Origin of the sequence: Micromonospora parva, from assembly GCF_000718515.1 — a bacterium.
Taxonomy (GTDB): domain Bacteria; phylum Actinomycetota; class Actinomycetes; order Mycobacteriales; family Micromonosporaceae; genus Micromonospora; species Micromonospora parva.
Map to the genome: position 1 here is coordinate 138,026 of NZ_JNZS01000009.1, position 25,272 is coordinate 163,297.

The window sequence follows — 25,272 nt, forward strand, 5'->3', positions numbered from 1 at the left end:
AGACAAACGGAACTGGGGAAAGAGGGGTTAGGCGAAACCCCCGCCGACGATCACGGCTTCAGCGTGATGCGCGATCGCAAACAGACCAGGAAGGCAAGAGATTCGAGATGAACCCCGCGCATACTCCGTGGCAGCGGCCAGATGATTGCCCTCGCGATTGGGCCGGCCAGCAAGATTCCAGCGCGTAGATGGTCATGCGTCACACCCCCGTGTGCTGCTCATCATCAATGTGCCGCTGTACATTCGCAGCGCAGACGACTCACTGTCAAGAGGTGGTTCCAGGGTGTAGGCAATGCCCGAAATGACCTGGGATAGTTACGGTGGGTCACCGATAGCTGGAGCGACGCCACAAGGCGCATCTGAGTCGATCAACCCGAGCCCGACCGGCGGCTCAACCGATGATGCCCTCGGCGCGGGCCCAGCGCAGCAGTTCCGCCTCGGCGGCGTCGCGGTCCAGCGGGCCGCGTTCGAGGCGCTGCTCCTTGAGGTGCTTCCACGCCCGGCCGACCACCGGCCCCGGCGGTACGCCGAGCAGCTCCATGATCGCGTTGCCGTCCAGGTCGGGTCGGACCCGCGCCAGGTCCTCCTCGGCGGCGATCCGGGCGATCCGGTCCTCCAGCGCGTCGTAGTCGGCCGCGAGCTGGGCGGCCTTGCGCCGGTTGCGGGTGGTGCAGTCCGAGCGGGTCAGCTTGTGCAGGCGGGGAAGCAGGTCACCGGCATCGGCGACGTAGCGGCGCACCGCCGAGTCGGTCCACTCGCCCCGCCCGTACCCGTAGAAGCGCAGGTGCAGCGCGACAAGCGCGGTCACCTTCGCGGTGACCTCCTTCGGGTACCGCATCGCCTTCATCCGGGCCTTGGTCAGCCGCGCGCCGACCACCTCGTGGTGGTGGAAGCTGACCCGACCGTCGGACCCGACCGCCTTCGTCGCCGGCTTGCCGACGTCGTGCAGGAGGGCGGCCATCCGCAGGATGAAGTCGCAGCCCTCCTCCTCGTAGGAGACCGCGTTCTCGACGACCGTCAACGTGTGCTCGTAGACGTCCTTGTGCTGCGCGTGCTCGTCGATCTCCAGCTTCAGACCGGTCAGCTCCGGCAGGAACCGCTCGGCCAGCCCGGTGTCCACCAGCAGCCGCAGCCCGGTGATCGGGTCCGCGCCGCAGAGCAGCTTGGTGAACTCGTCGCGGACCCGCTCGGCGGTGATCCGGTCCAGGTCGGCGGCCATCTCGGTCATCGCCAGATGCACGTCCGGGTGCACCGCGAACCGCAGCTGGGCGGCGAACCGGGCGGCCCGCAGCATCCGCAGCGGGTCGTCGCCGAACGACTCACCCGGCGTGCTCGGGGTACGGATCACCTTGGCCGAGAGGTCGGCCAGCCCGCCGTGCGGGTCGGTGAACCGGTGGTCCGGCAGGCTGACCGCCATCGCGTTGATCGTGAAGTCGCGCCGCTTCAGGTCCTCGTCGAGGCTGGTGCCGTACACCACCACCGGGTTGCGGCTGACCTGGTCGTACGACTCCGCGCGGAACGTGGTGATCTCCAGCCGGAGGCCGTCGCGCTGAGCACCGATGGTGCCGAACTCCCGACCGGTCTCCCAGATCGACTCGGCCCAGCCCTTGATGATCCGCAGGGTCTCGTCCGGGTGCGCGTCGGTGCAGAAGTCGAGGTCGTCCCCGAGTCGACCGAGGAGGGCATCCCGCACCGAACCCCCCACCAGGTGCAGTTCGTGACCGGCGCGGACGAAGCGGCGGCCCAACTCGTCGGCGACCGGGGACACCCGGAGCAGTTCGGCGACGGCGTTGCGCTGCGCGGCGGTGAGTTCGCGGCGGTCGGCGGCATGAGGAGCGGAGGCTTCGGACATGGGATCGCCAGCTTATCGGGCCGGGGTGTGATCCGATCCGCCGGGCGCGGGTAACGGGTGGGGGTTGACTATGGTCTGTGGCGTGCGGGTCGGTGTCCGACCCGACGTACCCCTGGGAGGCTGGAGATGAGCGGCGGGCTCTACCGCAGCGCCAACGCCGCGAACGACGGCGGGGCCGGAACCCGTCCCGGGGACGGTGCCACCTTCATCTCCGCCGAACCGCTGAACCAACCGGCCATGGAGTCGACAGCGCCGCCGCAGGAGCAGGTGGGCGAGGCGAGCGCCGCGACCAACAGCGCGGTGATGGCGATCGGCAGCCTGGTCAGCCGGGGTACTGGTTTCCTACGCACGTTGGCGTTGACCGCCGCGCTGGGTGGGGCGCTGGTCGGAGACGCGTACACCACCGCGCAGATCCTGCCCGGCATGGTCTACGAGTTCCTGCTCGGCGGCATCCTCACCAGCGTGCTGATCCCGGTGCTGGTCCGTCGGCGCAAGGTCGACACCGACGGTGGTCAGGCGTACGCCCAACGGCTGCTCACCCTGGCGGTGCTGACCCTGGCGGGAGCAGCCCTGCTGGCCGTGCTGTCGGCGGGCTTGCTGACCAAGCTCTACGCCGGCGACAACACGGGCGACGAATTCCGGAGCCTGGTCAAGGCACTGTCGTACCTGATGCTGCCGATGATCTTCTTCACCGGCCTCAGCGCGCTGATCAGCGCGGTGCTCAACACCCGGGGGCACTTCGCCGCGCCGATGTGGGCGCCGATCCTCAACAACATCGTGGTGATCGCCACCGCCGGGCTGTACATAGCGATCTTCGGGGCCGAGATCGTCAAGCCGGAGGAGATGACCACCGACCGGATCCTGCTGATCGGTGGCGGCACCCTGCTCGGTGTCGCGATCCAGGCCGCCGGCCTGCTGCCGGCGCTGCGCAAGGTCGGCTTCCGGTGGAAGTTCCGGTTCGACTTCCGGGCCCTCGGACTGCGGGAGCTGGGGCGTCTCGGCGGCTGGATGTTCTGTTACGTCGCGGTGAGCCAGGTCGGCCTGATCGTGCTGTTCAACCTGCTGAACCGTGCCGGCAAGGAAAACGCCGCCGGTCCGCTGATCTACAACAACGTGTTCCTGCTGCTGATGATGGCGCACGGCATCATCGCCGTCTCGATCATCACCGCACTGATGCCCCGAATGAGCGCGGCGGCGGCCGACGGTCGGTACTCCGACGTCGCCGCCGACCTGTCCCGTGGCACCCGCACGGTCTCGGCGGTGCTCGCCCCGATCGCGGTCTGCTACGCGGTGCTGGCGACTCCCCTGGCCGTGACGCTGTTCCGCTACGGCGCGTTCACCGACGAGAACGCGGCGGACACCTCGCTGGTGCTGCTCCTGGCGGCGCTGGCATTGGTGCCGTTCGCAATCAGTCAGCTCTTCACCTTCGCGTTCTACGCCCTGCCGGACACCCGCACCCCGGCGCTGATCAACATCCCGGTGGTGGCCCTGCGCATCGGCGTGCAGGTGGTGCTCTACGTCGCCTTCGCCGCCCATTTCGCCGCGGCCGGGATGATGATCGGCAACACGGTGTCGTACCTGGCGGCGGCCTTCGCCTCGGCCTGGTTGCTGCGGCCCCGGGTGGGCCGGATCGGGATGGGCGCCATTCTGCGCACCCTCGGCCGGGTGGCGGTCGCCGCGTTGGGGGCCGCCCTGGTCGGCCTCCTCGTCGTGAACCTCCTGCCCGGTGGCGACCGGCCAAGTTGGATGCAGGCTGTCGTCCAGCTCGTGATCGGTGGCGCGGTGATCGGCGGGACCTACCTGGGTCTGGCCATGGTGCTGCGGATCGGGGAGATCACCGAGGTGGTCGGGATGGTTCGCCGCCGCCTCGGTCGCTGAATGCCAGCAGCTGATTACAACAAGTTGGCATTCATACGGACCGTGACCGCGGATCACCAGGCTGGGGACGCTTCTGTGGATAACTCCGCGATTCGCCGGTCAACCACCGCTTCAGCCTGTGGATAACCAACCGTACGGCTGAGCGTGGCGAACCGATCGGTGGGAACGTACGAGGCAGCGCGAGCGCCAGGCCGGCCCAGCCCCGGCTTCGGTCACTTGCGGTGAAGCCGTAGATTAGCTAGTACATGTGCCAGCAACGTGGCTGACAACGGTCGTAACCGGACGACTTCTCCGACTGCCGGAACCCCGCCAGTTACAGCGGGAAGATGACATGTCGGAGAGACGGGCAACCCGGGTAAGGTCGCTCTCGACGGGTACGGCAGGGGCCGACGCTGGGCGTCGACACCGGTCGGCCGGTTCCTTCAACGGCAGAGCGGGAAGCCACATGCCCAGCAGTTCGGGTTCATCGATCGACACGATCACCGAGGGAGGACGGGTGACCCAGGTCGGCGAGGGTCAGGAGGCGGACGAAAGCGCTCCTCCGGTCATGACCTTCGGTGCTCCCACGGCCGGTGAAGTCCTCGCCGAGCGGTACGAACTGGTTGAGCACATCAACAACGACAGTGCGGGTCGGCTGGTCTGGCGCGGGGTCGACGTCATCCTGCGCCGTCCCGTTGCCGTGGTGCTGCGCTACCCGGGCGGTGACTCCGCCACCGAGATGCTTCAGGCCGCCGTCGCAGCCAGCCGGGTCATCCACCCCAACCTGGTCGGCGTCTACGACGCGATCGACGAGGCCGACCGGGCGTACGTGGTGCGCGAGTGGGTCGACGGGCAGTCCCTGCGGGATCTGACCACCGACGGCCCCCTGGATCCGGCTCGGGCCACCGCCATCGGCAACGCCGTCGCGAGCGCGCTCGCCGCTGTGCACGCCACCGGCATGGTGCACGGCAACGTCCACCCCGGCACCGTCATGATCAGTGACGAGGGCCGCGTGGTCCTGGCCGATGCCCGCACCGACGGCGCCGACAGCCAGGAGAACGACATTCGGGCGGTCGGCGGCATCCTCTACTTCGCACTGACCGGCTCCTGGCCGCACACCGAGGCACCGCTGCGGGGCGCCACCGCCGGCCACGGCCGCGCCGCGATCCCGGACGCTGTCCGAGACGCCTCGGGTGCCATCGCGGCACCCCGCCAGGTCCGGGCGGGCGTCCCGGCGTACCTGGACGACCTGACCATGGATCTGCTCGACGCCGAGATCGCGCCGCCGTCCTCCGACGTGCTGGCCGCCGAGTTGGCGCGACTGGACGTGCCGGCCGAGGATGAGCACTACCTCGACAACAGCGGGCCGCTGCGGTTCGCCGCCGAAACCGGAGAAGAGCCATCGCCGCTGGCCGCGGCGGGGGGTCGCAAGGTCGCCGTCGGCATCGCCGGCCTGTTGGCCGTCGCCCTGGTCGGTCTGCTGATCGGAATCATCGCGTTGGGCGGCGACGACGACGACCCGAAGTCGAACCCGGTCGCCGCACCGACCTCCAGTGCCCCGGCCGGTGACGCCACCCCGGCCGCCGCGACGGCGCGCAAGTTGACGGTCAAGGATGTCCGGATCATCGACCCGGACAGCAAGAACCGCAGTGAGGTCCGAGGCGCCGAAAAGGTCATCGACGGTGACGAGGACAAGGGCTGGGAGACCGAGACCTACGTGAACAGGCCCAACTTCGGCAACCTGAAGAAGGGCATGGGCGTCTGGATCGACCTCGGCGAGCCGCACACCGTCAAGTCGGTGCAGGCGGTGCTGTCAGCCACCGGTGCGTCCGCCCAGCTTCTCGCCGGCACCACCAACCCGCCGTCCAGCACCAACGGTGACAAGCAGTTGGTGGCGAGCTACAAGACCGCCATCGGCCAGCCGTTCGAGGACCACGACGGCACCACAATGACGTTCAACGGCTTCGACGCCGACCAGAAATACCAGTACCTGCTGTTCTGGATCACCGAGCTGCCGCCGTCGGAGGGCGGGTTCAAGCTGGGGGTGCAGGAGATTACGGTCCAGGGGTCGTGAGCCGGGCGCCACGATCCGGGCACCGCACTCGCTGGACGCGGTGATGGACGGGCGTGCCGCCGCACCGGACCTGGAGCTGCTGCGCGCGCACGTCGCCGGCGACCGGGACGCCTTCGCCGAACTGTTCCACCGGCACCGCGACCGGTTGTGGGCGGTGGCCCTGCGGACGCTCGGCGACCGTGAGGAGGCAGCCGACGCACTCCAGGACGCCCTGCTGTCGGCGCATCGGGCGGCGGCCCGGTTCCGCGGTGACTCCGCCGTCACCACCTGGCTGCACCGGATCGTGGTCAACGCCTGCCTGGACCGGATCCGCCGCCGGCAGGCGCACCCCACAGTGCCGCTGCCGGACGGCAACCGCTCCGAGGACGGATCGGGCACCGGCCGGCTGGAGCCGGCCGCACCGGCAACGGACCACGACACCGTGCTGGTTGTCCGCGAGGCGCTCGCCGCGCTGCCCGTCGAGCAACGCGCCGCGCTGGTACTGGTCGACGTGCAGGGCTATCCGGTCGCCGAGGTCGCCCGCATCCTCGGCGTCGCCGAGGGGACGGTGAAGAGCCGGTGTGCCCGGGGCCGGGCACGGCTGGCCGTGCTGCTCGGGCATCTCCGCCCCGCTGCCGCCGCGACGTCTTCGGCCCGACCGGACCCGACCGCCCCGGGCGTGCCCGGCGTCACGCCGGGGAACCCCAGCCCGGTGGAGGGCGTCGGATCGAGGTCAGGCCGGTACCGGCGGGACGCCAACCAGGAGGACACGTGACGACCGAGGGGTTCCGGGAGGTCGACGCCGACCTCCTCGCCGACTACCTCGGCGGGGCGTTGGACGGCACCCCGCAGCAGGACGAGGTCGCCCAGCTGGTCTCCGCGGACCCGTCCTGGGCCGAGGCGTACGCGCTGCTGGCCCCTGCCGTGACCGAGGTCCGGGCGGACCTGACCCGCTGGGCCGAGCCGTCCCCGCAGATGCCACCGGCGATCACCGACCGGCTGCTGGCCGCGTTGGCCTCCGCGCAGCCGACGAACGACACCTCGACCGGGGACGCGCGCACCGCCGCGTCGAGCGTCGATCCGGCGACACCCGTGGTCGTACCGACGCAGGGCGGTGCCGGTCGACGGCCGGCTCTCCCCACACCCGCCGGGGGGCCGGGGCGCGGGGTGTCCACCGGCCCAGGTCGCCGCCGGCGCGGCTGGGCCAGCCGTGGCGCACCCGTGGCCGCTGCCGCGATCGCCGTCATCGCCGTCGCCCTGGGCCTCAACCAGCTGTCGATGCCCGCGTCGGACGACTCCGGCAGCGCCCCCGCCATGGATCGGCCGGCCAGCGCGCCCGAGGGCGCCGCGGGGGCCGGGACGGTCCGGACCACCGGGCCGGCGCTGCGCAGTGGTACGAACTACACCCCGCAGGCCCTCGGCAATGCCTACGACACGCGCTCGCCGAGGACACCCGCCACCAGCCGGGCGACCGGCAGCGCCCCGGGCGAGCAGCCGGGGGTGGATGCCGAGGGCGAACGCCGGCCCTCTCCCGACGGGTCGGACCAGTTGGCCCGGCTGACCGACGAGACGGCCCTGACCAGTTGTCTGGCGAGCGTCGCGGCGGAGCACGGATCGGTGCCACTGGTGGTCGAGGTGATCGACTACGCCCGCTTCCAGGGTGACCAGGCGCTGGTCATTCGCTTCACCGATGCCACCGGAGGCCGGTGGGCCTGGGTGAGCGGCCCGGAGTGCGGAGTGCCCGGGTCCGGCTCGGACAGCAGGTATTCGGCGCGGGTAGGGTGAATCCACGGTCGATGGCACGATGACCGCTCACGTGACCTGACCCACCGGATGCCCGGCTCGGGAATCCCCGGTTCGTACGATGACGTTCTGGAAGTCAGCTGCCGGCCTCACCCAGGCGTCGGCAACTCGGATCGGCATCGGTGCTCGCGCCGACGCCGAACACACACAACTCGGGAGACGGCAGTGGACGAGGTCCGCAACCTGATCATCATCGGCTCCGGGCCGGCCGGCTACACAGCGGCGGTCTACGCCGCACGCGCCAATCTGAAGCCGCTGATCATCGAGGGCGTGCAGTCCGGTGGCGCGCTGATGACCACGACCGAGGTGGAAAACTTCCCCGGCTTCGCCGACGGCATCCTCGGCCCCGAGCTGATGGACAACATGCGCAAGCAGGCCGAGCGGTTCGGCGCCGAGTTCCTCACCGACGACGTGACCCGCGTCGAGCTGGTGGACACCGGCGACGCCGGCTCCGGCGCGGTGAGCACCGTCTGGGTTGGCGAGACCGCCTACCGGGCCCGATCCATCATCCTCTCCACCGGTTCGGCGTGGCGTCCGCTGGGCGTGCCCGGTGAGCAGGAATACCTGGGCCACGGCGTCTCCGCGTGTGCCACCTGTGACGGCTTCTTCTTCCGTAACCAGCACATCGTGGTGGTCGGCGGCGGCGACTCGGCGATGGAGGAGGCCACCTTCCTCACCCGTTTCGCCGATTCGGTGACGATCATCCACCGCCGCGACTCGTTCCGGGCCAGCAAGATCATGGCCGACCGGGCGCTGAGCAACGAGAAGATCAAGGTGGAGTGGAACAGCACCGTCGAGGAGATCCTCGGCGACGACGGCAAGGTCACCGGCGTCCGCGTTCGCAACGTGCACACCGGCGAGACCAAGGTGATGGACGTGACCGGCGTCTTCGTCGCCATCGGTCACGACCCTCGCAGCGAGCTGTTCCAGGGCCAGGTCGAGCTGGACGACGAGGGCTACGTGAAGGTCGACGCCCCGAGCACCCGCACGAACGTGCCCGGTGTCTTCGCCGCCGGTGACGTGGTCGACCACACCTACCGTCAGGCGATCACCGCGGCCGGCACCGGGTGTGCCGCCGCGCTCGACGCCGAGCGGTTCATCGCGACGCTCAGCTGAAACAACGAACACATCCCGGAGGAGGGGCATAGTGGGAACAACCAAGGCGGTCACGGACAAGAGCTTCGTCGCTGACGTGCTACAGGCCGACAAGCCGGTGCTGGTGGACTTCTGGGCGGAGTGGTGCGGGCCGTGCCGCAAGGTGTCGCCGCTGCTCGAGGAGATCGCCCGGGAGATGGGTGACCAGGTCACCATCGTCAAGCTCAACATCGACGAGAACCCGGAGACCGCCCGGGCCTACCGGGTGATGTCGGTGCCGACGCTGACCGTCTTCAAGAACGGCCAGCCGGTGCAGTCGATCGCCGGTGCCAAGCCGAAGGGCGAGCTGGTCCGGCTCATCGAATCGGCCCTCTGACCAGCAGAAACTCACCCGAACCCCGTACCCGCTCGCCGGGTGCGGGGTTCGTCGTCTTCCCGGCCGCAGCGACGACGTATTTCGCCGCCCCAGCCACCTCGCCGTCCCGGAGCGCATAGCCTCAAGCCTGGGCCGCCCGGCCAGCCAGTGTCGTGCAGAGGGGGTCGTGCGTGCGTCCGATCCGACCCGGTGACCGGGGACCCGCGGTCACGGAGATCCGTACCATCCTGACCGGCCTCGACCTGCTCGCCGCCGCCGGCCCGCACACCGACGAGTTCGACCTCGACACCGAGCGGGCGGTCCGCGCGTTCCAGCAGTCGCGAGGGCTCAGCGTGGACGGCCGGGTCGGAGCCGAGACCTGGCGCGCCCTGGACGCCGCCCGCTGGCGGCTCGGCGCCCGCACCCTCTACCACGCGGTCCCCGAGCCGCTCACCGGCGAGGATGTCCGGTCCCTGCAGGAGCGGCTGCTGGAAATGGGGTACGACGTGGGCCGCGCGGACGCCATCTACGGTGTCCGGACGTCGCGGGCGGTGGCCCAGTTCCAACGCGAGGTCGGGCTCACCCCCGACGGCTCCTGCGGCCCGCACACCATGAACGCGCTGCGCCGGATCGGCCGCAAGGTGGTCGGTGGCCGCCCGCAGTGGCTCCGCGAATCCGACGCGATCCGACAGTCCGGGCCGGCGCTGGTGGGTAAGACGGTCGTCATCGACCCGGGGCACGGGGGCACCGACCCCGGCATGGTGGTGCCCGACGGCTCGCTGCGCTGGACGGAGTCGGACCTGGTGCACGACCTGGCCAGCCGCCTGGAAGGGCGGCTCGCCGCCTCCGGGGTGCGGGTGCAGCTCACCCGGGGCCCGTCGCCCGACAGTTGCCTGCCGGACGCCGAGCGGGCGCTGCTCGCCAACTCCCTCGGCGCCGACGTGTTCATCTCCCTGCACCTGGACGGCCACGCCAACCCGGACGCGGAGGGCGTGGCGACCTACCACTACGGCACCGACAACGGGGTGACCTCGGCGACCGGTGAACGCCTGGCCGGGCTGGTGCAGCGGGAGATCGTCGCCCGCACCGGGCTGCGGGACTGCCGTACCCACGCCAAGACGTGGGAACTGCTGCGACTGACGCGGATGCCCGCCGTCCGGGTCGAGGTCGGCTACCTCACCTCGCCGACGGACCGCGCCCGCCTTGTCGACCCCCGGTTCCGGGACCGGGTGGTGGAGGCGATCGTGGCGGCGGTCCAGCGGATGTACTACCCCATCGAACGAGACGTCCCGACCGGATCGCTCGACGTCAGCGAACTGCGTGCCGTGGTGACCGCCGGCACCGTGGTCGACTGATCGGCCCTCGGTCAGCCGTTGGTGGAGCGGGTGGCCGGGGCGGGACGGACCGGCCGGAGCAGCGTCTCCGGACTCATCGAGCCGAGCAGCTTCTCCAGCGCGTACTCGACGTCGGACTTCCAGCTCAACGCCGTCCGCAGCTCAAGGCGCAACCGAGGAAAACGCGGATGCGGACGTACGGTCTTGAAGCCCACGGAGAGGAAGAAGTCGACCGGTGCCACGCAACCCCCGGCCGGGTCGTCCGCGTCGCCGAACTTGGCGTCGCCGAACGCCTCGATGGCCTTGATCCCCCGCTTGGTCAGATCCCGGGCGACACCCTGCACCAACATCCGGCCCAACCCGCCGCCGGCGAACGCGGCGACCACGTTCGCGGTCATCAACAGTGCCGCGTCCGCGGAGACCGGTGAGGTCGGGAACGCCATCGAACGGGGCACGTAGGCGGGCGGGGCGTACATCACGAAGCCGGCCGGCATGCCGTCGACGTACGCGAGCTTGCCGCAGGAGCCCCACTCCAGCAGCGTCTGGGAGACCCACGCCTCCTTCTCCAGGCCCGGGTCGCCGGCAGCGCAGGCCCGCTCCGCGGAGACCGGGTCGAGCTCCCAGTAGACGCACTGCCGGCACGGGCGCGGAAGGTCTTCCAACGTGTCGAGGGTCAGGCTGACCAGACGTCGCGACATATGGCGCATCCCCACAATAGGCTCGGTGGTGAGACCGGCATGGAACGACAGCGCCGCCTTCCTGCCCCCGACGAGCGATCGTACGCCGCCGATCGGCGGTACGGGAGGGGACGCGCAGATGCCCACCCCCGAGGGGGACGCTGACGAGGTCCGCCATGTGGTCGGTCTGCCTCTGCCCGACCGCTGCTGGGCTCCGGCGGACTACGATCGACAATCGGTGTGCCCTCCGCCATGGTCAGCGGTGTGCGGGGTACCCGGGGCGGGAGCCACCCGAGCAGCGATCGAGGTGAGGTCATGACCGGCACGACACTCGACGACTACACCGACCGGTACGCCCGGCGGGTACGCGGGATGACCGCCTCCGAGATCCGAGCATTGTTCGCGGTGGCCAGTCGCCCGGAGGTCGTCTCGCTTGCCGGCGGCGCTCCGTACATCGCCGCCCTTCCGCTGGACGCGGTCGGCGAGATGCTCGGCCGGCTCGGCTCCGAGCACGGCGTGACCACCCTCCAGTACGGCATCGGTCAGGGCACCCTTGAGCTGCGCGAGCGGATCTGCGAGGTGATGTCGCTCTCCGGCATCGACGCCGGGTGCGGCGCGTCCCCGGAGGACGTCGTGGTCACCGTGGGCGGGCAGCAGGCACTGGACCTGGTGGCCCGGCTCTTCCTCGACCCCGGTGACGTGGTGCTCGCCGAGGGGCCGACGTACGTCGGTGCGCTCGGCGTGTTCCAGGCCGCCCAGGCGCAGGTCGTCCACGTACCGATGGACGCGGACGGGCTGATCCCGGAGGCGCTGGAGACCGCCATCGCCGACCTGGCGCGGGCCGGCCAGCGGGTCAAGTTCCTCTACACGATCCCCACCTACCAGAACCCGACCGGCGTGACGCTCAGCGAGGAGCGCCGGGAACGGGTGCTCGACATCTGCGAGCGCGCCGGCCTGCTCGTCGTCGAGGACGACCCGTACGGTCAGCTGGGGTTCGAGGGTGAAGCCCCGGCCCCGTTGCGGGCCCGCCGCCGGGACGGCGTCTTCTACCTCAGCACGTTCTCCAAGACCTTCGCCCCGGGGCTGCGGGTCGGCTGGATCCTGGCGCCGCACGCGGTCCGCGACAAGCTGGTCATCGCCAGCGAGGCGCAGATCCTCTGCCCCAGCGGTTACGCCCAGGCCGCGGTGGCCACCTATCTGAGCACCATGCCGTGGCGGCAGCAGCTCAAGGTCTACCGCGAGGTCTACCGGGAGCGCCGGGACGCCCTGCTCGACGCGATGGCCGACCTGATGCCCGAGGGCACCAGCTGGACCACACCGACCGGCGGGCTGTTCGTGTGGGCCACGCTGCCCGACGGGCTCGACTCGAAGGCCATGATGCCGCGCGCGGTCGCCGCCCGCGTCGCCTACGTCCCCGGCACCGGTTTCTACGCCGACGGCACCGGCACCGGCGCCATGCGGCTCAACTTCAGCTTCCCGCCGCCGGAGCGGATCCGCGAGGGCATCCGCCGGCTGTCCGGTGTGATGGAGCAGGAGATCGCCATGCGCCGGGTCTTCGGCGCCGTGGGTGGCGCCGCCGGCCGGCGCGGCCGGGCCGGTTCCGACGTGCCTGGGCCCGACTTGGCATGATGCCGGCATGGGTACGACCGTCGAGCATCTCCTCGTGACCGAATCCGCCGTCTCGGCCGACCTCCGCGTCGTGGTGCTCGCTGGCGGCCTCTCCTACGAACGGGACGTGTCGCTGCGCTCCGGTCGTCGGGTGCTCGACGCGCTGCGCGCCGTCGGCGTGGAGGCCGAGCTGCGCGACGCGGACGTGGCGCTGCTGCCGGCGCTCGCGGCCGACCCGCCGGACGCGGTGGTGATCGCACTGCACGGCGCGACCGGCGAGGACGGCTCGCTGCGCGGGGTGCTGGATCTGTGCGACATCCCGTACGTCGGCTGCGACGCCCGGGCCTCCCGGGTCGCCTGGGACAAGCCCTCGGCCAAGGCGGTGCTCCGCGAGGCCGGCATCCCCACCCCGGACTGGGTGGCGCTTCCGCACGACCGCTTCTCCGAGCTGGGTGCGGTCGCCGTCCTGGACCGGATCGTCGACCGTCTCGGGTTGCCCCTGATGGTCAAGCCGGCGCAGGGCGGGTCCGGGTTGGGCGGAGCGGTGGTCCGGGACGCCGCCGCGCTGCCCGCCGCCATGGTGGGCTGCTTCGCGTACGACTCCACGGCGCTGGTGGAGCGGTACGTGCCGGGGATCGACGTGGCGGTCTCCGTCGTCGACCTCGGCGACGGCCCGCAGGCGCTGCCGCCGGTGGAGATCGTGCCCCGCAACGGCGTGTACGACTACGCCGCCCGCTACACCGCGGGGCGGACCACCTGGCACGCCCCGGCCCGGCTGGCCCCGGAGGTGGCAGCCACTGTCGCTGACGTGGCCCTCGCGGCGCACACCGCGCTCGGTCTCCGGGACCTCTCGCGCGTCGACGTGATCGTGGACGCGGCCGGCCAGCCCCACGTGCTGGAGGTCAACGTCTCGCCGGGCATGACGGAGACGTCCCTGCTTCCGCTCGCCGTGCAGGCGGCCGGACTGGACTTCGGTCGGCTCCTCGGCACCCTGGTCGCCCGGGCGGCGGCCCGCCTCACCACTCACTGACCGACCTGCCAGCCCGTCGCGGCGAGCGCGGGTCGACCGTGTGGTTGACCCGGCGGGCCAACCACACGGTCGGTTCCAGATCAGTGACCCGCGCGTACGTCTGGTGTGTCGGTGCCGTTGGTGCGCGCTGCTGCGCCCGGGTCGCTGGGGATGCTCGTCCTGCCGGCAGCACCGGAGGCACCGCCGTTGGCGAGGTCGGAGGCGGCCGGGATGGCGGGGGCCGAGCCGTCCTCGTCTACGCGTGCGCCCGCCGGGTCGACGTCTGGCGCGTCCGCGCTTGCGCCCGCCGGGCCGACGCGGAGCCCGTCGCCCGGCCTTCCCGCCGGGTTGTCGGTGGGCGTTGCCGCCGCCTTGTCGGTGGGCGTTCCCGCCGGCATGTCGGTGGGCGTTCCCGCCAGGCCGAGGTGAGATCCGTCGGTGGGCGTCCCCACAGTGGCGACGCTGCCGGGTGCGGCGCTGCCGAACGCGGCGCTGCCGAACGCGGCGCTGCCGAACGCGGCGCTCTCGGATGCGGTCCTGTCAGATCCGGTCCTGTCGGATGCGGCGTTGTCGGAAGCCGCGCTGCCGGCGGGGGCGGTGGCGTCCCGGGCCGGGACGGCCGGGACACCGGCAGGGTTGGTGACGGGTGGCGTCCGAGCAGGTTCAGCCGCCCGGTCGGCGACGGTGGTCGCCGTCGAGCCGGCACCGGCGTTCGCCTGCGGGACCGGTCCGACCGCCGGCACGCTGTCGGCGTCAGCGGAACCGGACGGGGAGTCCAGCACCGGTTCCGGAATCTCCTCTGCCGCCTCGATGACCGAAACCGCGTCCGCTGCGGCTGCTGCCGCTGAGGCAGCCTCGGCTGCGGCGGCGGCATCCGCGGCAGCCGACTGGGCCAGCAGACTGGACGGCGCCTGCCACTGGATGCGGGGTGGCTCGGCGAGCGGACGGCCACCGAACTCGGCGAGCCAGGCCGCTACCAGTGCCAGATTTTCCCGCCACTGCGCCTCGGATATCGGCGGCAGGATCGAGTCCCACAGCGACAGGAACGTGCCCCGCAACTGGAGGCGACCGTACGGCCGGGCGAGGAACCACATGTGCAGGTGAGCGGAGCCGTCGCCCCAGCGGTTGACGTGCACCCGGGCGACGCCGTCGAGCGAGCGGATGGCCCGCTCCAGACGCACGGTCATCACGCCCAGTTCGGCGGCCAGCAGGTTCGGCAGGTCACCGAGGTCGAGGTGGGTCCGCGATTCCAGGATGAGCACCATAGGCAGACCGGTGGGGCGGTCCATGGCGCGTACCCGCCACCGCTCACCCACCCAGATGTAGGCGTCGTCGGGCGCGTTGCAGGCGGTGCATTCCCGGAGACCCTCACCCTTCCGGGGCGGTTCAACCGGGACCGGATCATCGAGCTGCTTCACGTGGAGGTCACCCTCGAAGGGAAATGACGGCCACTGGGTGAAGTCCGGGACTGAGGGAGGGGTGTCGTGCACGACGCTGACCCTAACCGAGTCTGGCACCGCTGTCCCTACCTGTTTGAGCGGTCCTGAGCCACCGGATCATCGCGCCACCGCCGCTCGGGCTCGAGTGGTCGCGCGGGCACCGAGAGGCGATATCCACAGGCTGCCGAGGTCCTCAACACGGGCCGTCATCCACAGGCCCGCACCCGCTCCCACGCGCTGTTTCACGTGAAACGGGGGGTGCCTGTGGACAACCGGTGTGGATAACTTTTCGACCTGTCGGTCGTTGTCGCCAACCCGCGTCCGAGGCGGTTCGGGCCGCCTCGGAGGCCGGCGGCTGAACGGTGCCCGCAACGCCGACGCGTGGGGACGCGGAGGCGACCCAGCTGACCGTCAACCCGACCCGCAGGGGTCGATTGACACACCGACGAGCCGGTGTCGCTGTTTCACGTGAAACCGGCGCAGGGCGGCGGCTGGCGTCGCTGCGCGGATTGCCTCTGGTGGGTCCGACCACGAACCCAGGCCCTTCGGCTCACCCGAGGATCACCGCGGAGGTGCCGTGCAGGCCACTCAGCGGCTCGCTGTCGCGTCGAGCGGGGCTGGGGGTGGCTCGGGTCGACCCCAGCATTCCGGAGCCTTCTGTGACCCGTGCAGGAGATCGGTTCGCCACTGCGGCGTCCACCGACCGCATCTGCGCGGTCGCCGTTCCCGAAGACGTGGACGGCCGGGCCGTCTGCCCCCGCGTACTCCGAGGCGCTCCTCGGGGGGCCGGCTGAGCGATTCGGCGTCCGTCCGGTCCGCCGATCCGTTGAGCGAAGCCGCCGGCTGTTTCACGTGAAACGTGACGACCCCGGGATGCGGAACGGCCGCGCCCCCGGGTGGGGTGGCGCGGCCGTGGGTGAGCGGGCTGGGCTCAGTCCCCGCTCTCCTCCTGCTGCACGCCGATGATCCCGACGATCCGCTCCAGGTCGTCAACGGTCGCGAACTCAATCGTGATCTTGCCCTTGCTCCGGCCGATGTCCACCTTCACCCGGGTGTCGAACCGGTCGGACAGCCGGTCGGCGAGATCGGTCAGGGCCGGCGCGTGCGCCTTGGGCCGCCGCTTCGCGGCCTGACCCTTCGCCGGGCCGTCGTTCAGCGTCAGGGCGACGATTTCTTCGGTCGCCCGAACCGACAGCCCTTCGGCCACGATCCGCAGGGCCAGCTGTTCCTGCGCCTCTGACTCGTCGAGGCTCAGCAGAGCGCGGGCGTGCCCCGCCGACAGGACGCCGGCGGCAACCCGGCGCTGCACCTGGGCGGGCAGATTCAGCAGTCGGATGGTGTTGGAGATCTGCGGGCGGCTCCGGCCGATCCGCCGGGCCAACTCCTCGTGGGTGGCCCCGAACTCCTCCAGCAGTTGCTGATAGGCGGCGGCCTCTTCGAGCGGGTTCAGGTTCGCCCGGTGGATGTTCTCCAGCAGGGCGTCGCGGAGCATGGCGTCGTCGCGGGTGTCCCGGACAATCGCCGGGATGCTCTCCCGGCCCACCGCCTGGGCGGCCCGCCAGCGCCGCTCGCCCATCACCAGTTCGTACTTCTCGTCGTCGAGCTGCCGTACGACGATGGGCTGGAGGAAGCCAACCTCCTGGATCGAGGTCTTCAGCTCCTCCAGCGCCTCCTCGTCGAAGACCTGACGCGGCTGCTTCGGGTTGGGCATGATCGCGTCGACCGGAATCTCGGCGAATCGCGCACCCGGCACCGGGCTGAGCACGGGCTCCGGCTCGTGGACTGGCACCCGGGCGGGCACCGCGGAGACGGCGGCCGTGGTGCCCGCGCCGTCCGGGCGCTCGTTGTCCGGCTCGGCCGTCGCGGTGCCAGCGGCACCCGAGACCGGCCCGGTCGGGATCAGCGCCCCCAGGCCCTTACCCAGACCGCCCCGAGGACGGTTCTTCATGCCACGCCTCCCAGCGACTTGTCCGCACTACGCATTCCGGCCCACCGGCTCCTTGACGCCCCGCTCGGCGATCTCCTGAGCCGCCTCGAAGTAGCTCGTGGCGCCCCGCGAACCGGGATCGTAGGTCATCACCGACTGGCCGTAACTCGGTGCCTCGGAGACTCGGACGTTGCGGGGGATGACCGCCTGGAGGACCTTGTCGCCGAAGTGGTTCCGGACGTCCTGCTCGACGGCGTCGGCCAACCGGGTACGGCGGTCGTACATGGTCAGCAGGATGGTGGAGACATCGAGTTTCGGGTTGAGGTGCTGGCGTACCAGGTTGATGTTGTTGATCAGCTGGTTGAGCCCTTCCAGCGCGTAGTACTCGCACTGGATCGGGATCAGCACCTCCTGCGCGGCAACCAGAGCGTTGACGGTGAGCAGACCGAGCGAGGGTGGGCAGTCGATGAAGACGTAGTCGAACTCGCCCGGGTAGGCGGCGATCGCCCGGTCCAGACGCGACTCTCGGGCCACCACCGACACCAACTCGATCTCGGCTCCGGCCAGGTCGATGGTCGCGGGCACGCACCAGAGGTTGGGGATGCCCTCGACCGCCTGCGCCACCTCGACCAGCGGCACGCTGTTGATCAGGCAGTCGTACACGTCGGGGATTCCGGTGTGGTGCGGGACGTTGAGCCCGGTCGAGGCGTTGCCCTGCGGGTCGAGGTCGACCACGAGCACCCGGTTGCCGTGCAGGGCGAGCGCCACCGCAAGGTTGACGGTGGTGGTGGTCTTACCCACGCCGCCCTTCTGGTTGGCGACGCACATGACCCGGGTCCGGTCCGGCCGAGGCATGGTCACCTCGCCACTGGGATTCAGGATCTGCACGGCGCGCATCGCCTCCATAGCCAACGGTGGGTCATCCTCTTCGCGCGTCGGGGTTTCACGTGAAACGTACGTGGGGTCGGCCGCCACGGCGGCCAACGACTCGGTCGAAGCGACCGGGGCGTCGGCGACCACCGGCGCGGCGTCCCGAACGGCAGCCGCAGTGGGTTGGTGCGGGACCGCCGGCTCGAATCGAACCGCCGCGGCGGTGTTGCGCCGACCCGAGGTCGACCGCACCTCGGCCGCGTTGATCGGTCGACTCGACGCCTCCGGCGTCCTGCGCCCACCCGGTGGGTCCGCGAGGGCCGAGCCGTCCGGTCGCCCCGTGCCCGTCGGCGGGTCGAGTGCCGGCGGCGGATCGCTGTCGGTGGGTCGGTTCGATGGCCCGGTCGCGCCGGGCGACCAGCTCGGGTAGTCGGTTTCACGTGAAACGGGATCGCTGGTCGACCCGGTCACGCGTGGATCGTCGTACCTGCCGTCGTCATGCACCTGTCATCCCTGCCCGCTTCGGATGGTCGGTCCGCGCCCCGGTCAACTCGGCCGCGTCCACGCCCGCAACCCGGAGCGTACGGCCCACGGGAGCGGTCGGAGACCCGCGACGTCCGTCATCCGCTACACACTATCGACGCGCGGTCAGCCTACGGCGGACGGGCGCGGCCGGTCCACGTCGGGTTCTCATCCCCTCGTCCACCCGTACCGGTACAACGAGGCAACCCACCGGCCGGAAGCCCGATGGCGCGAAGTGTCAACCTCGGCGGGGACGCCCGCCCCGGGCGCGCTTCTTCGCCGCCGGGCGGGGCGGACCGACCATCCGCTCGCGCACGATCTCCACCACGGTGGTGGGTGGATCGATCACACCGACGCCGCAGAGCCGCACGGTTGGCTCCCCACCGCCGAGTCGCGCCACCACGTCGGCGTGTTCCTCGATCTCGGCGGCGGCGGACGAGCCCTTGAGCGCCAGCAGACGGCCACCCCGAACCGCCAGGGGGAGACTCCAGCCGGCCAGCCGATCCAGGGGCGCGACCGCGCGCGCGGTCACCACGTCTCCGCTGATCGGCTCCCGGCCGCTCGATCCGCTGGCTGCCTCGTCGGCCCGGCCCCGGAACACCCGTACCGACCTGGCCAGGCCGAGTTGCTCGACGACCTCGATCAGGAACGAGGTCCGTCGGGCCAGCGGCTCGATCAGGGTGACGGTGAGGTCGGGGCGGGCGATCGCCAGGACGAGACCCGGCAGGCCGGCTCCCGAGCCGACGTCGAGCACCGTCGCGCCGGACGGGATCCGCTCGGCGACCGCAGCACAGTTGAGCAGGTGCCGATCCCAGATGCGGGGGGCCTCCCGGGGGCCGATCAGGCCGCGGACCACCCCGTCGGTGGCCAGCAGTTCGGCGTACGCGGCGGCCAGGTCGAGACGGTCGCCGAAGAGGGTGAGCGCGGCTGGCGCCAGCTCGGGCGGCAACGCCGCGTCGGCCGGTGACGGGGCGGTGTCGCTGCCCGTCGTGCCAGCGTCGGCGTCGGAGGTGACGGGGCGGACAGCGGACGGCCCGGGCGGCGTGCCGCCCGGGCCGGACACGGCTTCCGCCGTGAGGTCGTCGTGGGTCACCCGGTCAGTCCGCCGGCCGTACGACGATGCGCCGGTTCGGCTCCACACCCTCGGACTCGCTCGCCACGCCCGACATGGCGTTGACGACGTCGTGCACGCACTTGCGCTCGAACGCGGACATCGCCTCCAGGCGGACCGGCTCGCCGTACTCCTTGACCTTCTCGACGGCGTTCTTGGCGACCGCGGCGAGTTCCTTGCGGCGGTTCGCCCGGTAGCCGCCGACGTCGAGCAGCAGCCGGCTCGGCGTACCGGTCTGCCGGAAGACGGCGAGGCGGGTCAGCTCCTGGAGCGCCTCCAGGGTGGCCCCGCGCTGACCGACCAGATTCTGCAACCGCTCGCCGACCACCTCGACCATCGGCCGGCCGGCGGCGACCAACTCGTCGATGTCGCCGTCGTAGTCGAGGATGTCGAGCAGGCCCTCGACGTAGTCAGCGGCGATCTCGCTCTGCCGGAACAGGTCGCCCTCGCCCACAGCCTTCTTCGCCCGGGTGCCACTGCCAGCGGCGGTGTCGGTGTCGTCGTCCGCCTCGGTGTCGTCGGCTTCGGTGTCGTCGCCGTCCACCGCGAGCGTGGCGGTCTCCTCCTCGTCCACTGACTGCTCGGCGCGGGGGATGCTGGTCTCGGTCACGGTCTCATCTCCGTACTCGCTCGGCCGGACCGTCGGGTCCGACTGGTTTCCCGGGGCCGGCTGGAGGTTGCCGGTGCCCACAGGCACGTCTGTACGGGCAGTGTCGCCCGTGGCCGCGCGGTGCGCGGTCGGTTCCACCCGGCGCCGGCCGTACGGCGGCTGCGCGGTGCGGAACGGGCCGCCGCCGGATCACCGGCGGCGGCCCTCACACATCAGCCCTGCCGCTTGGCGGGGCGGCTCTTCTTCGGGTTGTTCACCGGCTTGGCGCCCGGCTTCGGCCCGGCCACCTTGGGTGCTGCCGCCTTGACCGGCACCGGCGGGGCCGCCTTGCCACGACCGAACAGGCCGCCGGACTTGGCGGGCTGCACCGGGTTGCGGGAGGTGGCGGGGGCGGCGGTCTTCTTGGTGGCGGTCACCGGCGGCGGGAACTTCCGCAGCACCCACTGCTGCTGGCCGAGGGTGAAGAGGTTGTTGGTGACCCAGTAGATGATGACGCCGATCGGGAAGATCGCGCCGGAGATCAGCAGCGACGCCGGGATGCCGTAGAGCATCAGCCGCTGGATCATCCGCTGCTGCGGGTCCTCCGCCCAACCGGTCTTGAGGATCATCTGACGGCTGGTCAGGTAGGTGGTCGCGATCATGACCAGGACCAGGACACCAGCAATGATCTTCACGGTGCTGCCGTTGGCGCCCAGGCTGGCCAGCTCGTCGGCGGTGGAGCCGAACTTGCCGGCGATGGGAGCGGTGAAGAGCTTCGCCTGCGAGGCGCTCTGGAACTGGTCGACGGTCCAGCCGTAGAGGGTCTTGTTCTGCTTGTCGGGATCGAGCCGGCGCAGCACGTGGAAGAGACCCAGGAAGACCGGGATCTGAAGGAACATCGGAAGGCAACCCATCAGCGGGTTGGCCTTCTCCTTCTTGTACAGCTCCATCATTTCTTTCTGGAGCGTCTCCCGGTCACCCTTGTGCTTCTCCTGAAGCTCCTTGACCTTGGGCTGGAGCGCCTGCATCGCCCGCTGCGACTTGATCTGCTTGACGAAGACCGGGAACAGGATCACCCGGACGGTGACCACCAGGAAGACGATGGCCAGGATCCAGGCGAAGTTGGTGCCGAGCACCGCGCCGACCGGCACCCCGATGGCGTCCCAGGCCGAGTGCCAGGTCAGCAGGATCCACGAAATCGCGTAGTAGATCCAGTCGAGACTCAATTCGGGGCTCCAGTCACATCAGCACGGCGGCGGCCGCCCGGCTCCGGCACCGGGTCATATCCACCAGGGTGAAAGGGGTGGCAGCGCAACAACCGCCGGACCGCCAGCACGGCTCCCCGGAGCGCGCCGTGTCGAGCGACCGCTTCCTGGGCGTACGCACTGCACGACGGGTAGAACCGACAGCGAGCCGGCAGTGCCGGACTTATCCACCGACGGTACGCGATGATGGGCGCGATCAGCACCTTGGCACCGGTTGTCGACGGGCGGGGGCTGGTCTGCTCGGTGTCAGTCATCGGGACCGCCGCTCCCGGGGCGACCTGGCGACCGCGATGGCGGCGTCCAGATCGGTGGCGAGCCGGGGGTACGACGCCTGCGCCGCGGCGGGCAGCGCCCGGACGACCAGGGTGCTGCCGGCGGGCAGGGCGGTCAGCCGTTCCCGGACCAGCGCCCGCAGTCGGCGGCGGACCCGGTTGCGGGTCACCGCGTTGCCGACCGCCTTGGACACGACAAAGCCGGCACGGGAGGGCGCAGACGACTGCTCCGCACTGTTGTCCCGTACCGGCTCCGGCGAGGTCGGTGTGCTGGGGTCGACGGTCACCGGCATGGCCAGGTGGACCACGACGGCGCCACGTCCGGCGCGTCGGCCACCGCGAACCGCTGCGGCGAAGTCAGTGCTGCGCCGCAGTCGCTGTGCGGCGGCCAGCACGACTGCCCACGTCCCCTGGACCGGCCCGGTCGGCTCAGGCCGACAGGGTGGTGCGACCCTTGGCGCGACGGCTCGACAGGATGGCACGGCCGGCACGGGTGCGCATGCGCAGCCGGAAGCCGTGGGTCTTCGCGCGCCGGCGGTTGTTCGGCTGGTAGGTGCGCTTGCTCACGTCAGGCTCTCCGTTTTCGTACGCGCCCCGCGCGACGGGATCGCCGGGGTCGTGTGGTGGTCCAGGCCACCGCGACGGTGGCCCACGATCGGTGCTGTCCGGCGGGGCGGGACCTCGGCGGTGCGAGGATGCGACCGCGGACAGCAAGCACCCATCACCCTAGCAGAGGGCGAGAAAGCAGCCGTTCCAGCCTACGCAGGGGGGCAATGGCCGTCAAACACCCCGAGCAGCGGACAACGGGACGCACCCGAGGCGGGAGGACGGTTTTCGCTGATGCCGACAAGGGCGCCGCCGCGTCGCCGGTTGATGGCGCAGGGACAACGCTGTTACCGTGCCCGATTGCGGTGAGCGTCGGAAGCTCCGGTCGTCGCACAGGCAAGACCGGACAAGGCAGTGAATCGTTCGGCACGGTGAACCCGCTTCAACGCCCGTTCAGGCAGGGGCAGGTGCCACCCGCGTCCGGCGGTGGCCACAATCGGTCGGTACACAGGCTGTGGATAACTTGTGGATGACCACCGGTCGATCGTCCGGGTGGGTGTTGTTCCACCCGCGAACGCGGCGGGCCCGGGACGGCCGGCTGGCAGACAGACAGCGGCGGCCGGGAGCAGAGGCGAGGGGGTGGCACGACGGTGGCCGGTACGACCGACCTTGCCGCGGTGTGGTTAGCGGCGACCGACGAACTCGCCGACGAGATCATCTCCGCCCAGCAGCGTGCCTATCTACGGCTGACCCGGCTGCGGGCGATCGTCGAGGACACCGCGCTGCTCTCCGTCCCGGACGCGTTCACCCGCGACGTGATCGAGTCACGGCTGCGCCCGGCGATCACCGAGGCGCTCACCCGTCGGCTCGGCCGACCGATCCAGGTCGCGGTCACCGTTCGGGTGGCCGAGGACGCCACCGGCCGACCGGCTGGCACCGTCTACCGCAGCGCTCCGGAGGTCGGGCAGCTCGACCTCGACGTCCCGGGGGTCGCGTCGTTCGACGACGACCAGGACGCTCGGCCGGCCGCCGACGCGATGATCCCCGAGCAGTCACCCGCGCCGCGTACGCCCGATCCGGGTCCGCCGCCCGCGCCGGCGGGTCCGCCGCTCGCGCCGACCGTCGACGGGCACCGCTCCGGGCTGATCCCGGCCAGCAGGGACGGGCAGGAGGCGTTGTTCAGCGCCGCCTTCGCCGAACCCATCCGGCCGAACCGGCCGGGTCCGGACCGGCGCGGCTACGACGAGCAGGCGGCCCGCCTCGACCCACCCGGCCCGGACACCCGGCCCTACGAGCCCCGCTACCGGGATGACTCGGCGTCGCCACGCGACCAGCACGTGATCCGCTCGCTCCCCCGGGACAGCGGAACGGACAGCGGCCCGGGTCGCAGCGCTGTGGACCACCGCAACGGTGGCCGCGACGACCGCCGGTTGCCCGGTGCCGACACCGGTGGCAACCGGCTCAACCCGAAGTACATGTTTGAGACCTTCGTCATCGGGTCGTCCAACCGGTTCGCCCACGCGGCGAGCGTGGCGGTGGCGGAGTCGCCGGCCAAGGCGTACAACCCGCTGTTCATCTACGGGCACTCGGGGCTGGGCAAGACCCACCTGCTGCACGCCATCGGGCACTACGCCACCACGCTCGGCAACGCCCGCTCGGTCCGCTACGTCTCGACCGAGGAATTCACCAACGACTTCATCAACTCGCTCCGGGACGACAAGACCAGCGCGTTCCAGCGGCGTTACCGCGACGTCGACATCCTGTTGATCGACGACATCCAGTTCCTGGAGAACCGCGAGCGCACCCAGGAGGAGTTCTTCCACACCTTCAACACGCTGCACAACGCCAACAAGCAGATCGTGATCACCTCGGACCGGTCGCCGCGCCAGCTCGCCACCCTCGAGGACCGGATGCGAACCCGGTTCGAGTGGGGGCTGCTGGCCGACATCCAGCCGCCGGATCTGGAGACCCGGATCGCGATCCTGCAGAAGAAGGCGGCGCAGGAGCGGATGTACGCCCCGCCGGACGTGTTGGAGTTCATCGCCTCCCGGGTGTCGAACTCGATCCGGGAGTTGGAGGGCGCGCTGATCCGGGTGACCGCGTTCGCCAGCCTGACCCGGTCGACGGTCGAGCTGTCGCTGGCCGAGGAGGTGCTGCGGGACTTCATGCCCGACGGCGCCGGCCCGGAGATCAACGCCGACCAGATCATGGCCTCGACGGCGGACTACTTCGGGGTGAGCCTGGAGGACCTGCGGGGCCAGTCCAGGTCCCGGGTCCTGGTCAACGCCCGCCAGGTGGCCATGTACCTGTGCCGGGAGCTGACCGAGTTGTCGCTGCCCCGGATCGGGCAGGCGTTCGGTGGCCGGGACCACACCACAGTGATGCACGCCGACCGCAAGATTCGTCAGCAGATGGCCGAGCGCCGCTCGCTCTACAACCAGATCGCCGAGCTGACCAACCGGATCAAGCAGAACAGCTGACGGGTACGACCGCCGTCGCGGCGGTGCACAACCTGAGGACACGCCCGACCGGAGATCCGGTCGGGCGTTCTTTTTGGTCAGTCAGCTGGACTCTCGACATGGTGTAGACCACAGGATCAAGGCCGTGACCGCCTCGATCCCCACTCGTTGTCCACAGCTCGTTATCCACCGTCGGTGGATAACTACGGTCCGTCCTCCGCCAGTTACCCACAGGCTGTGGAGAAACCCTGTGCACGAGGCTGTGGACGCCTGGGGACGACGGTCGGGTTATCCACCGGTCATCATCAACCTGTGTACGGGCTGTTGAAGGTTCTGGGGATGACGGCAATGGTGATCTTCCCCGCGATCCACAGGCTTGGGGAGAAAGTCGGTGGATTACCGGTGGACAACCGGTGGACAACGGTGGACAACCGGCCGCCGTCGCCGGGCTGTGGACACAGAAGCCGGTTGTACCCCCGGTTCTCCACAGCTAAATCACCGGTCGATAACCTGTCTGAGCTGCGCAGACCTCGGTTTTCCACAGTTTGCACAGGTGCGATGAAGACGATGAGTTATCTCTTCTAAGAGAACAAAAACCAATCATCACCGTTGGGCTTTCTGTGGATCGG

General features: G+C 70.6%; 20 protein-coding genes and 1 pseudogene. 10 read left to right on the forward strand and 11 right to left on the reverse strand.

What is annotated here, in order from left to right; translation table 11 throughout:
• Positions 1-391: 391 nt before the first annotated feature.
• A complete protein-coding gene (locus tag IF22_RS0113530) occupies positions 392-1,852 on the reverse strand; it encodes a CCA tRNA nucleotidyltransferase (protein WP_030331836.1) in 1,461 nt (486 codons plus the stop codon).
• Between the two features lie 126 nt (positions 1,853-1,978).
• Here IF22_RS0113530 and murJ point away from each other — a divergent pair, with 126 nt between their 5' ends.
• From murJ to IF22_RS0113565, 7 genes are all read left to right on the forward strand, one after another.
• Positions 1,979-3,730: a murein biosynthesis integral membrane protein MurJ gene (gene murJ, locus IF22_RS0113535; protein WP_030331838.1), complete on the forward strand. Its 1,752-nt coding sequence runs from the start codon at positions 1,979-1,981 to the stop codon at positions 3,728-3,730.
• 445 nt (positions 3,731-4,175) lie between these two features.
• Positions 4,176-5,783: a protein kinase family protein gene (locus IF22_RS0113540; RefSeq protein ID WP_030331840.1), complete on the forward strand. Its 1,608-nt coding sequence runs from the start codon at positions 4,176-4,178 to the stop codon at positions 5,781-5,783.
• A gap of 43 nt (positions 5,784-5,826) precedes the next feature.
• On the forward strand, positions 5,827-6,537 hold the full coding sequence (sigM, locus tag IF22_RS0113545; RefSeq protein WP_051708450.1) for an RNA polymerase sigma factor SigM: 711 nt from the start codon (positions 5,827-5,829) through the stop codon (positions 6,535-6,537).
• Complete coding sequence (locus IF22_RS0113550; protein WP_030331845.1) at positions 6,534-7,547, forward strand: serine/threonine-protein kinase; 1,014 nt, start codon at positions 6,534-6,536, stop codon at positions 7,545-7,547. The genes sigM and IF22_RS0113550 overlap by 4 nt, the downstream gene beginning before the upstream one ends.
• Before the next feature lie 183 nt (positions 7,548-7,730).
• A complete protein-coding gene (trxB, locus tag IF22_RS0113555) occupies positions 7,731-8,681 on the forward strand; it encodes a thioredoxin-disulfide reductase (RefSeq protein WP_030331847.1) in 951 nt (316 codons plus the stop codon).
• Between the two features lie 31 nt (positions 8,682-8,712).
• On the forward strand, positions 8,713-9,036 hold the full coding sequence (gene trxA, locus IF22_RS0113560; protein WP_030331849.1) for a thioredoxin: 324 nt from the start codon (positions 8,713-8,715) through the stop codon (positions 9,034-9,036).
• A gap of 170 nt (positions 9,037-9,206) precedes the next feature.
• Positions 9,207-10,370 (forward strand): N-acetylmuramoyl-L-alanine amidase, encoded by a 1,164-nt coding sequence (locus IF22_RS0113565; RefSeq protein ID WP_030331851.1) that lies wholly within the window; start codon positions 9,207-9,209, stop codon positions 10,368-10,370.
• An 11-nt stretch (positions 10,371-10,381) separates the two neighbouring features.
• Here the strand turns inward: IF22_RS0113565 and IF22_RS0113570 are convergent, their stop codons facing one another.
• Entirely contained in the window at positions 10,382-11,047 is a 666-nt protein-coding gene (locus tag IF22_RS0113570; RefSeq protein ID WP_030331852.1) for a GNAT family N-acetyltransferase, read from the reverse strand.
• A gap of 294 nt (positions 11,048-11,341) precedes the next feature.
• On the opposite strand from IF22_RS0113570, the gene IF22_RS0113575 reads away from it, so the two are divergent.
• Together IF22_RS0113575 and IF22_RS0113580 are read left to right on the forward strand one after the other, a co-directional pair.
• Positions 11,342-12,655 (forward strand): aminotransferase-like domain-containing protein, encoded by a 1,314-nt coding sequence (locus IF22_RS0113575; RefSeq protein WP_030331854.1) that lies wholly within the window; start codon positions 11,342-11,344, stop codon positions 12,653-12,655.
• A gap of 7 nt (positions 12,656-12,662) precedes the next feature.
• The gene (locus IF22_RS0113580) at positions 12,663-13,664 is read left to right on the forward strand and encodes a D-alanine--D-alanine ligase family protein (protein ID WP_030331856.1); all 1,002 of its coding nucleotides are present in this window, start codon (positions 12,663-12,665) and stop codon (positions 13,662-13,664) included.
• Positions 13,665-14,541: 877 nt separating this feature from the next.
• Here the strand turns inward: IF22_RS0113580 and IF22_RS35635 are convergent.
• The 9 genes and pseudogenes from IF22_RS35635 to rpmH all read right to left on the reverse strand — a co-directional run.
• A pseudogene (locus IF22_RS35635) lies at positions 14,542-14,908 on the reverse strand (hypothetical protein); the annotation flags it as partial.
• Between the two features lie 1,105 nt (positions 14,909-16,013).
• A complete protein-coding gene (locus IF22_RS0113595) occupies positions 16,014-17,030 on the reverse strand; it encodes a ParB/RepB/Spo0J family partition protein (RefSeq protein ID WP_030331860.1) in 1,017 nt (338 codons plus the stop codon).
• 27 nt (positions 17,031-17,057) lie between these two features.
• A complete protein-coding gene (locus IF22_RS35400) occupies positions 17,058-18,383 on the reverse strand; it encodes a ParA family protein (protein WP_081883821.1) in 1,326 nt (441 codons plus the stop codon).
• 256 nt (positions 18,384-18,639) lie between these two features.
• Complete coding sequence (rsmG, locus tag IF22_RS0113610) at positions 18,640-19,350, reverse strand: 16S rRNA (guanine(527)-N(7))-methyltransferase RsmG (RefSeq protein ID WP_030331865.1); 711 nt, start codon at positions 19,348-19,350, stop codon at positions 18,640-18,642.
• A 148-nt stretch (positions 19,351-19,498) separates the two neighbouring features.
• Positions 19,499-20,122, reverse strand: coding sequence for a Jag family protein (locus tag IF22_RS0113615; protein ID WP_030331867.1), 624 nt, complete (start codon positions 20,120-20,122; stop codon positions 19,499-19,501).
• Between the two features lie 212 nt (positions 20,123-20,334).
• Positions 20,335-21,327 (reverse strand): membrane protein insertase YidC, encoded by a 993-nt coding sequence (gene yidC, locus IF22_RS0113620; RefSeq protein ID WP_030331869.1) that lies wholly within the window; start codon positions 21,325-21,327, stop codon positions 20,335-20,337.
• Positions 21,324-21,620 carry a membrane protein insertion efficiency factor YidD gene (gene yidD / locus IF22_RS34390; RefSeq protein ID WP_081883822.1) on the reverse strand — a complete coding sequence of 99 codons (297 nt, stop codon included), beginning with the start codon at positions 21,618-21,620 and terminating at the stop codon, positions 21,324-21,326. The genes yidC and yidD overlap by 4 nt, the downstream gene beginning before the upstream one ends.
• Entirely contained in the window at positions 21,617-22,033 is a 417-nt protein-coding gene (rnpA, locus tag IF22_RS0113625; protein WP_030331871.1) for a ribonuclease P protein component, read from the reverse strand. The genes yidD and rnpA overlap by 4 nt, the downstream gene beginning before the upstream one ends.
• A 34-nt stretch (positions 22,034-22,067) precedes the next feature.
• The gene (gene rpmH, locus IF22_RS0113630; protein WP_007453904.1) at positions 22,068-22,205 is read right to left on the reverse strand and encodes a 50S ribosomal protein L34; all 138 of its coding nucleotides are present in this window, start codon (positions 22,203-22,205) and stop codon (positions 22,068-22,070) included.
• A 629-nt stretch (positions 22,206-22,834) separates the two neighbouring features.
• Between rpmH and dnaA the strand changes: the two genes are divergently transcribed.
• Complete coding sequence (dnaA, locus tag IF22_RS0113635; protein ID WP_030331873.1) at positions 22,835-24,664, forward strand: chromosomal replication initiator protein DnaA; 1,830 nt, start codon at positions 22,835-22,837, stop codon at positions 24,662-24,664.
• Positions 24,665-25,272: the final 608 nt, after the last annotated feature.

Excerpts from the sequence above, each read along its gene's own strand:
- IF22_RS0113540 (WP_030331840.1), top strand. The coding sequence starts at position 4,176 with ATGCCCAGCAGTTCGGGTTCATCGATCGACACGATCACCGAGGGAGGA.
- sigM (WP_051708450.1), top strand. The coding sequence starts at position 5,827 with ATGGACGGGCGTGCCGCCGCACCGGACCTGGAGCTGCTGCGCGCGCAC.
- IF22_RS0113575 (WP_030331854.1), top strand. The coding sequence starts at position 11,342 with ATGACCGGCACGACACTCGACGACTACACCGACCGGTACGCCCGGCGG.
- IF22_RS0113570 (WP_030331852.1), bottom strand. The coding sequence starts at position 11,047 with ATGTCGCGACGTCTGGTCAGCCTGACCCTCGACACGTTGGAAGACCTT.
- IF22_RS0113530 (WP_030331836.1), bottom strand. The coding sequence starts at position 1,852 with ATGTCCGAAGCCTCCGCTCCTCATGCCGCCGACCGCCGCGAACTCACC.
- yidD (WP_081883822.1), bottom strand. The coding sequence starts at position 21,620 with ATGACTGACACCGAGCAGACCAGCCCCCGCCCGTCGACAACCGGTGCC.
- murJ (WP_030331838.1), top strand. The coding sequence starts at position 1,979 with ATGAGCGGCGGGCTCTACCGCAGCGCCAACGCCGCGAACGACGGCGGG.
- IF22_RS0113595 (WP_030331860.1), bottom strand. The coding sequence starts at position 17,030 with ATGAAGAACCGTCCTCGGGGCGGTCTGGGTAAGGGCCTGGGGGCGCTG.
- IF22_RS0113580 (WP_030331856.1), top strand. The coding sequence starts at position 12,663 with ATGGGTACGACCGTCGAGCATCTCCTCGTGACCGAATCCGCCGTCTCG.